Origin of the sequence: Phytoactinopolyspora endophytica (assembly GCF_004138495.1) — a bacterium.
Classification (GTDB): Bacteria; Actinomycetota; Actinomycetes; order Jiangellales; family Jiangellaceae; genus Phytoactinopolyspora; species Phytoactinopolyspora endophytica.
Genome location: NZ_ML142873.1, coordinates 16,507 through 23,067 on the forward strand (window position 1 = coordinate 16,507; position 6,561 = coordinate 23,067).

Here is a 6,561-nt window from a genome sequence, read left to right on the forward strand (position 1 = left end):
GCCGTCGCGGTCTGGAACCGGGACGGGACCTCATCGTTCTGGACTCCGGCGACAGCCCGGGCGGGGCATGGCGAGAGCGTTCACCGAGCCTGACGATGGACAAGGTCCACGGGATATTCGACCTGCCGGGGGCCCGCCGCGAGGCCCGAGCCGCCGACATGGCGCGACCCGCTGCCGAGGTCATCTCCGAGTACTACGCGGACTACGAGGGGCGGTTCGGCCTGGGAGTGCACCGGCCGGTCCACGTCCGGGCGGTACGGCCGGGAGCGGCCGATCGTCTTGTCGTCGAGAGTGACGCGGGCACGTGGGCCGCTCGGGCCGTGATCAATGCGACCGGAAGCTGGACACGTCCATACTGGCCGTACTATCCAGGCGCAGGCGAGTTCGCCGGGCAGCAGTTGCACTCGGCGGACTACCGGGGCCCGGCCGGGTTCGCCGGTCTGCGCGTCGTGGTGGTCGGCGGTGGTCATTCGGCGACACACATCCTGTCCGAGATCGCCGACGTCGCGGCGTCGACGACGTGGGTGACACGCCGACCACCGGTGTTCGACCCGGTTGAGTTCACCGAGGACTACGGGCGGCGGGTCGTGTCCCTGGTGGACGAGCGGGTGCGCGCCGGCCTGCCTCCGGAGAGCGTCGTCAGCGTGACCGGACTCGGGCACACCCCAGTGGTGGAGACCGCCCTGGCGAAGGGCGCGCTGGAGCGGTTGCCGATGTTCGACCGCATCACCCCGGACGGCATGCTCTGGGACGACGGCTCGTCCGCACCCGCCGACGTGATCGTCTGGGCGACGGGGTTCCGTGCCGCGTTGGACCACCTGGCGCCGTTGAAGCTGCGAGGGCCTGGTGGCGGTATCAAGATGGACGGCACCCGCGTCGTCGTGGAGCCGCGCGTTCACCTCGTCGGGTACGGGCCATCGGCGAGCACGGTCGGTGCCAACCGTGCTGGCAGGACGGCAGCCCTAGAGATCGCTGAGCTGCTCGATCTGACGCGGCGGTCTTCGCGTGGGCGGCCGGTGCTCGTCGGGTGACGTCGTGGGTAACCGACTGGTTCGAACGTGACCAGCTAGGTGGAATGTGGGGTGCCCGTCGTCGGCGTCTCTGGGGAAAGCGTTGGGTCCGGCGCATTCGACACCGGCAGGCTTGTAATCTCGGCGATCGTGGTGATTCTGGTCCGGCACGCGATGCCAGAAGTGGATCCTGCTGTGCCACCGCACGAATGGCACCTCAGCGCCGAGGGCAGGGAGGCGACCGAAGCACTGCATCTTCCCGTGCGGGCACGAGTCGTGTCTAGTACTGAACCCAAGGCCGCGCAGACGCTCGAGCATTGTGGTGTGGTGGTACGCGATGCGCGATTCAACGAGGTCCGGCGATCAAGCGAACCGTTTGGTGGCAACTGGCGGGCGCTGCGCCGCGCCTATGTGGATGGGGTGGAACACGACGGCTGGGAACCGCACGAGGCTGTGGCGGCGCGGTTTGGCTCCGCGATTGACGAGCACCGGGATAACGCTCGAGGCGAGGTGCTCGTCGTGGCGGCCCACGGTATGGCGATAACCGTGTGGCTCGCCCGACGGCTCGGTCTCGCCGATCCGGTCCAGTTCTGGGAGGGCCTTCGTTTCCCTGACATGATCACTTTGGACCACATCTGACGGTGACTCCTCGTTGCTGACGATCACAGAGTCACGTCGTCGCCGCGGCCTGCCAGCTGCACACCATGCGCGGACGTCGGGTGACCAAGCCCGGTTGCGCGACTCAGGTCAGGCGACTTGGAAGGAACGCTTCGACAACCCCATCATGTAGCCCTCGATCGTCGTCTCTGGGGGCTGCCCCGGATCCGTCGCTGCTCCGAGGGTGATGAACAGGGGTATGTAGTGGTCGACCGTAGGGTGCGCGTACGGCATGCCGGGCGCTGTGTCCCGATACGACGCGAGTGTGTCGACGTCACCACGGGAGAGAGCGTCGGACGCCCACGCGTCGAAGTCCGATGACCATGAGGGTGCCTCGTTGTGCATCGCCATCTCGCGGGTCATGAACGCAAGACCGTGCGTCATGAAACCCGATCCGACGACGAGCACGCCTTCCTCGCGCAACGGCCGCAGACGCCGGCCCAGATCGAGAAGCTTGTCGGGGTCGTGCGTCGGCATGCTCATCTGCAGCACCGGCACGTCCGCCAGCGGGTACATGACCTTCAGGGGCACCCACGCGCCGTGGTCGAGGCCGCGGCTGCCGTGTTCGTGGATGGGCTCGTCGTCGGGCATGAGTGCGCAGACGCGCTGGGCGAGGGCGCGGGCGTCGGGGGTGGGATAGATCATCTCGTAGTAGCGAGGATGGAACCCGCCGAAGTCATACACAAGCGGCGTGTGGGCCGCGGCCGCGGAGAGCGACAGCGGTGCGGACTCCCAGTGTGCGCTGACGATCAGGATGCCGCGTGGTTTCGGGAGCGTCTGCGACCACGCGAAGAGCTCACGGATCCACGGTCCGTCGTCGAACAGCGGTGGCGCGCCATGGCTGACATAGAGCGCGGGGAGGGCGCCGTCGTCGGGTGTCCAGAGGTGCTGTTCGCGGCTGACCGGAGCGGCATCGACGACGAACTCGTCGAACGCGCCACCGGGCACCGCGGGGTCGAGTGGCGTGTGCATGCCGGTTCCTCCTTCGAGAACGCCTGGGGTCTCATGGACAAACAGTTGAAGCTTCAATTAACAGGATAGGCGACCCGGTCGTTGTTCTGCCAAGCCGAAGCCGGTTGTCTGGGTGTGCGGCCGCCAGCGTTCTTGATCATGTTCCGTTTGAGGCCCCTATAAGGGCTCTAAACGGAACATGATCTTGACGCGTCGAGATGCTGTGGCGCAACCTCGCGCAAGACCTGCGGCGTGTATGGAGAGTGCCCTGGATTGATCGTGCGTGGCCGGGCATGATGCTGCGTCATGGTCCATGATCGACTGTCTAGCGTTCTGTGGCGGCAGGACGGCATTATCACTCGTGAGCAGGCGCTTGCTGCGGGCATGTCCGTCAAGGCGCTGAGATATGCCCTGAGGAAGGGCGGCCCGTGGCAACGGATCGTGCGCGGCGTTTACGCAGCCTTCACGGGTCCGCTCGGCGATCTTCATCTCTTGCGCGTGGCGACCCTGCATGCCGGGCCCGATGCGCGGGTCACATGCAGCTGGGCGTGCTGGATGGCGGGGTTGAAGTATGGGCCGTCCAAGGGCGACGCCATCGTTGTGCAGGTACCCCGCTCCTGCCGCCGTCGTCCAGCGGAGTTCATCGCTCTGACGCGGCGGGCTGAGGACTTCGAGGGATATGCCGAATGGACCGACCGAAGCTCGGCTGGCGACGTTGGGCGCTTGATCGGAATGGCATATGAGCCCATCGATGAGCTCGCCGGCGACGCGCGGCCCGGCGTCATTCTGATGGTGCGCCCGGCGCGTGCGGTGATCGACACAGTGACCAAGCCGCGGTGGCTGCCGGCGGCGTGGCGGGCATCGTGCGAACACGACGACGGTTGTCCTCAGTGCTGGGGAGGCATGCCGCATTACGCAGGGGCGTTGCGCAATACTCGGGCGCTGATGTGCGAGGTGGTGCAGCGTGGGAAATGCACGGTCGACCAGCTTGCGGCTGAGCTTGGTGCTACGTCGCGCAACGATACGGCCGTCGCGCAAGCCGTGATGGCAGACCTGCGTGCGGGTTGCCGTTCGGCACCCGAGTGCGAGTTGCGTGAGTTGGTCGATGCGAGCCCGGTTCTTCCGGAGCCGCGCTGGAATCGGGTGTTACCTGGGGCGAGGGACATCTACCCCGACGCATGCTGGCCAGACGCTCGGTTGGTAGTCGAAGTGGACTCGCGTGCCTTTCACGGTTTCGGTGATGCGCCCGCGCGGACGGAGCGCCGGCGGGCTCGCTATGCGGAACTCGGCTGGACGGTGCTTCCGGTCGCGCCTTCGAGAATTCGGAGTGAGCCAGTGCGGCTGCTCGCCGAGATCGAGTCGGCGTACCGCGCAGGCCTCGCGCGCGGATCGGCACGCTCTTGATCATGTTCCGTTTGAGGCCCCTATGAGGGCTATAGACGGAACATGATCTTGCGTGGTGGTTGCTAGTGGTGGCGGTGCTGGAGTGCGAGGGCGACGTCGCGCAAGGCGTCGGCGGCAGCTCGCGCTGTGTGCTCGGGTACTGACGCCACGGCGGCCGACTGGGCCTGCGTCGCGAGCAGTACTGCATCCCGCGCCTTGGCCAGGCCGGCCGCTGTCAGCTGGACCTGCTTTCCCCGCGCGTCGGCCGGGTCAGGGGTGCGCTGGATGAGCCCTGCACGTTCGAGACGGTGTAAGACGTTGCTGATGCCGCCACTGGTGAGCAGGAGCTCTCGGGTGAGGTCTCGTGGCTTGCGTCGGTAGGGCTCGCCGGCGCGGCGGAGCACCACCAGTACCTCGAACTCGGCGTACGTCAGGTCCAGCTCTTCGAGCGTGGACTGGGTGGCGTCCAGGAACAGGCGGTTGAGGAAGCCGATGCGTTTGGAGAGCTCGACGGCGAGCAACTCTGCGTCGGTGAGGTCATCCGGGATGGCGGCGATGAGCCTGTCGACCTCGTCTTGATGCATGGGCGAAGTCTACTTTGCCACCTATATAGCTTTCGAAAAAGCTTTCAGTTAAGGTACTTCCATGATCCTCATCCGCAACGGTCACATCATCGACACTGAACCCGAACCGCATGCACGTCCCGGTAACGACATCCTGATTGACGACGACGGCACTATCGCCGCCACCGGCCCTGCGCTGGCGGCGCCACCTGGTACGGAGATCATCGACGCCACCGACCGGATCGTGCTGCCGGGCTTCGTCGACACCCATCGCCACATGTGGCAGGCGGCACTGCGCGTCGTGCTCGCGGACGGATCGATGGAGGACTACTTCGCCCGGGTGCTGGGCGTGCTCGGTCCGCGCTACACCACCGAGCACATGCACGCGGCCGAGCTCGCCGGGGCCCTGGAATGCCTGGATGCCGGCATCACGACCGTCGTGGACTTCACGAGGCCGCGTCTGACGGCCGAGCTCGCTGACGCCGCCCTGAACGGACTGCGGGAGGCGGGCATCCGTGCGGTGTTCGGCGTCGACGGGCGTGGTGATCTCGACCAGGCCGGACCGCTCCGCGACATCAAGAACACGCACGAGTCGGACCTGCTGACCATCGCGCTCGCCTGCCTCGCGCCCGATCACGGCGGCGAGGAACGGGCCCGCAACGATTGGCAGGTCGCCCGCGAGCTGGGCCTGCGCGCCATGGTCCACCTTGGCTCCTCGATCGAGGCGTTCCAGCGTCTTGATCTGCTCGACCCGGGCGCGTTGTACGTGCACGCGATCGGCTTGCCTGATGAAGGGTTCAAGCAGATCGGGGAGAGCGGCGGCGGCCTGTCAGTGTGCCCCACCATCGAGGGAGGCATGAGCCAGGGATATCCGGTGACCGAGCAGGCGCTCTCCGCGGGAGTGCCGGCCGGGCTCGGCGCCGACGCGGTCACGAACGGGCCGGGGGACATGTTCAGCCTCATGCGCACGGCCTACGCCTTCGCGCGGGTGGGTGGATCGTCCGTCACGGTGAAGGACGTGTTTCGGATGGCCACCCTGGATGGCGCCGTCGCGGCCGGTCTCGGTGACACCGTCGGGTCGCTCCGTCCGGGAATGCAGGCCGACGTCATGCTGTTGCGCACCGACGTGCCGGGAATGGCCGCCGCGCACGATCCGATCGCCGCGGTCGTGCTCGCCGCGGACACCGCCGCCGTCGATACCGTGCTCGTCGGCGGGCGTGTCGTCAAGCGAGGTGGCGCGATCCAGCATCTCGACGTCGGCCGGGTCGTGACACAGGTGCGGTCGGCAGCCGCCGAGCTGACCGCGGGTGACCGCTAGCGTACGAGGATGGCGTCCATGTCGGATCAGAACGCCGAGATCGATCTCGGTGCCGAGCCAGACCTGTACACCGAGCCGCTCGCGTACCCGGGCAAGGCGGCGCGAGCGCCGGGGGTGCTCATTGGTGACCGGTACCGGGAGTTGCGTGCGGCGGACGTGCGGCCGAGCCTTCGACGCCTGGGCGTTGCCGGGCTCGACGAGCGGTGTCCGGTGATCGCGGTCGGCTCGAATGCTTCACCCGCGCAGCTGTGGCGCAAGCTCGCCGGCGTCAGCGGCCACCTCGTCGTCCCGATCACGCTGGTCACGGTGGACGACCTGGCGGCCGGGGTGTCGGCACATGTCAGCCGGGCCGGTTACCTGCCGGCGACGCCCGTCGCTGCGCCGGGGGAGCGGCCGACTCTGGCCGTCGTCTGGCTGGACGCGCATCAGCTGCCGGTCATGGATTCGACCGAGCCCAACTATGACCGCAGCCCGCTTCCTGTCGACCGGTTCCCTCAGCTCTTGGAGGCGGAAACGCTGGCCGGCCGGCCGTGCGAGATCTACGTCAGCCGGCACGGATGTCTGGCCGAAACGACCGGCGGGCCGATGCGGACCCGTCCGCAACCCGAGGTGATCCGGACAGTGCTCGCGGAGTCCCCCGCACTCCGCGAGCTGGCTGGGGTGACGCCCGAGGCATTCG

At 67.5% G+C, this 6,561-nt stretch carries 7 protein-coding genes; 5 read left to right on the top strand and 2 right to left on the bottom strand.

Going from position 1 to position 6,561, the window contains the following annotated elements:
- Nucleotides 1-1,031: NAD(P)-binding domain-containing protein (locus ELR45_RS31245; protein WP_205857633.1), on the top strand; the 1,031-nt coding region annotated here is incomplete at its 5' end.
- A gap of 51 nt (nucleotides 1,032-1,082) precedes the next feature.
- Entirely contained in the window at nucleotides 1,083-1,649 is a 567-nt protein-coding gene (locus ELR45_RS31250; protein ID WP_205857634.1) for a histidine phosphatase family protein, read from the top strand.
- A gap of 108 nt (nucleotides 1,650-1,757) precedes the next feature.
- On the opposite strand, the gene ELR45_RS31255 is transcribed toward ELR45_RS31250, so the two are convergent.
- The gene (locus tag ELR45_RS31255) at nucleotides 1,758-2,639 is read right to left on the bottom strand and encodes a dioxygenase family protein (RefSeq protein WP_129669777.1); all 882 of its coding nucleotides are present in this window, start codon (nucleotides 2,637-2,639) and stop codon (nucleotides 1,758-1,760) included.
- Nucleotides 2,640-2,924: 285 nt separating this feature from the next.
- Between ELR45_RS31255 and ELR45_RS31260 the strand changes: the two genes are divergently transcribed.
- Nucleotides 2,925-4,022 (top strand): type IV toxin-antitoxin system AbiEi family antitoxin domain-containing protein, encoded by a 1,098-nt coding sequence (locus ELR45_RS31260; protein WP_129669778.1) that lies wholly within the window; start codon nucleotides 2,925-2,927, stop codon nucleotides 4,020-4,022.
- A 62-nt stretch (nucleotides 4,023-4,084) separates the two neighbouring features.
- On the opposite strand, the gene ELR45_RS31265 is transcribed toward ELR45_RS31260, so the two are convergent.
- Nucleotides 4,085-4,585 (bottom strand): MarR family winged helix-turn-helix transcriptional regulator, encoded by a 501-nt coding sequence (locus ELR45_RS31265; protein ID WP_129669779.1) that lies wholly within the window; start codon nucleotides 4,583-4,585, stop codon nucleotides 4,085-4,087.
- Nucleotides 4,586-4,646: 61 nt separating this feature from the next.
- Between ELR45_RS31265 and ELR45_RS31270 the strand changes: the two genes are divergently transcribed.
- Together ELR45_RS31270 and ELR45_RS31275 are read left to right on the top strand one after the other, a co-directional pair.
- On the top strand, nucleotides 4,647-5,882 hold the full coding sequence (locus tag ELR45_RS31270) for an amidohydrolase family protein (RefSeq protein ID WP_129669780.1): 1,236 nt from the start codon (nucleotides 4,647-4,649) through the stop codon (nucleotides 5,880-5,882).
- Nucleotides 5,883-5,900: 18 nt separating this feature from the next.
- On the top strand, nucleotides 5,901-6,561 hold a 661-nt coding region (locus ELR45_RS31275), incomplete at its 3' end, for a hypothetical protein (protein ID WP_165368261.1).

Excerpts from the sequence above, each read along its gene's own strand:
- ELR45_RS31255 (WP_129669777.1), bottom strand. The coding sequence starts at position 2,639 with ATGCACACGCCACTCGACCCCGCGGTGCCCGGTGGCGCGTTCGACGAG.
- ELR45_RS31260 (WP_129669778.1), top strand. The coding sequence starts at position 2,925 with ATGGTCCATGATCGACTGTCTAGCGTTCTGTGGCGGCAGGACGGCATT.
- ELR45_RS31265 (WP_129669779.1), bottom strand. The coding sequence starts at position 4,585 with ATGCATCAAGACGAGGTCGACAGGCTCATCGCCGCCATCCCGGATGAC.
- ELR45_RS31270 (WP_129669780.1), top strand. The coding sequence starts at position 4,647 with ATGATCCTCATCCGCAACGGTCACATCATCGACACTGAACCCGAACCG.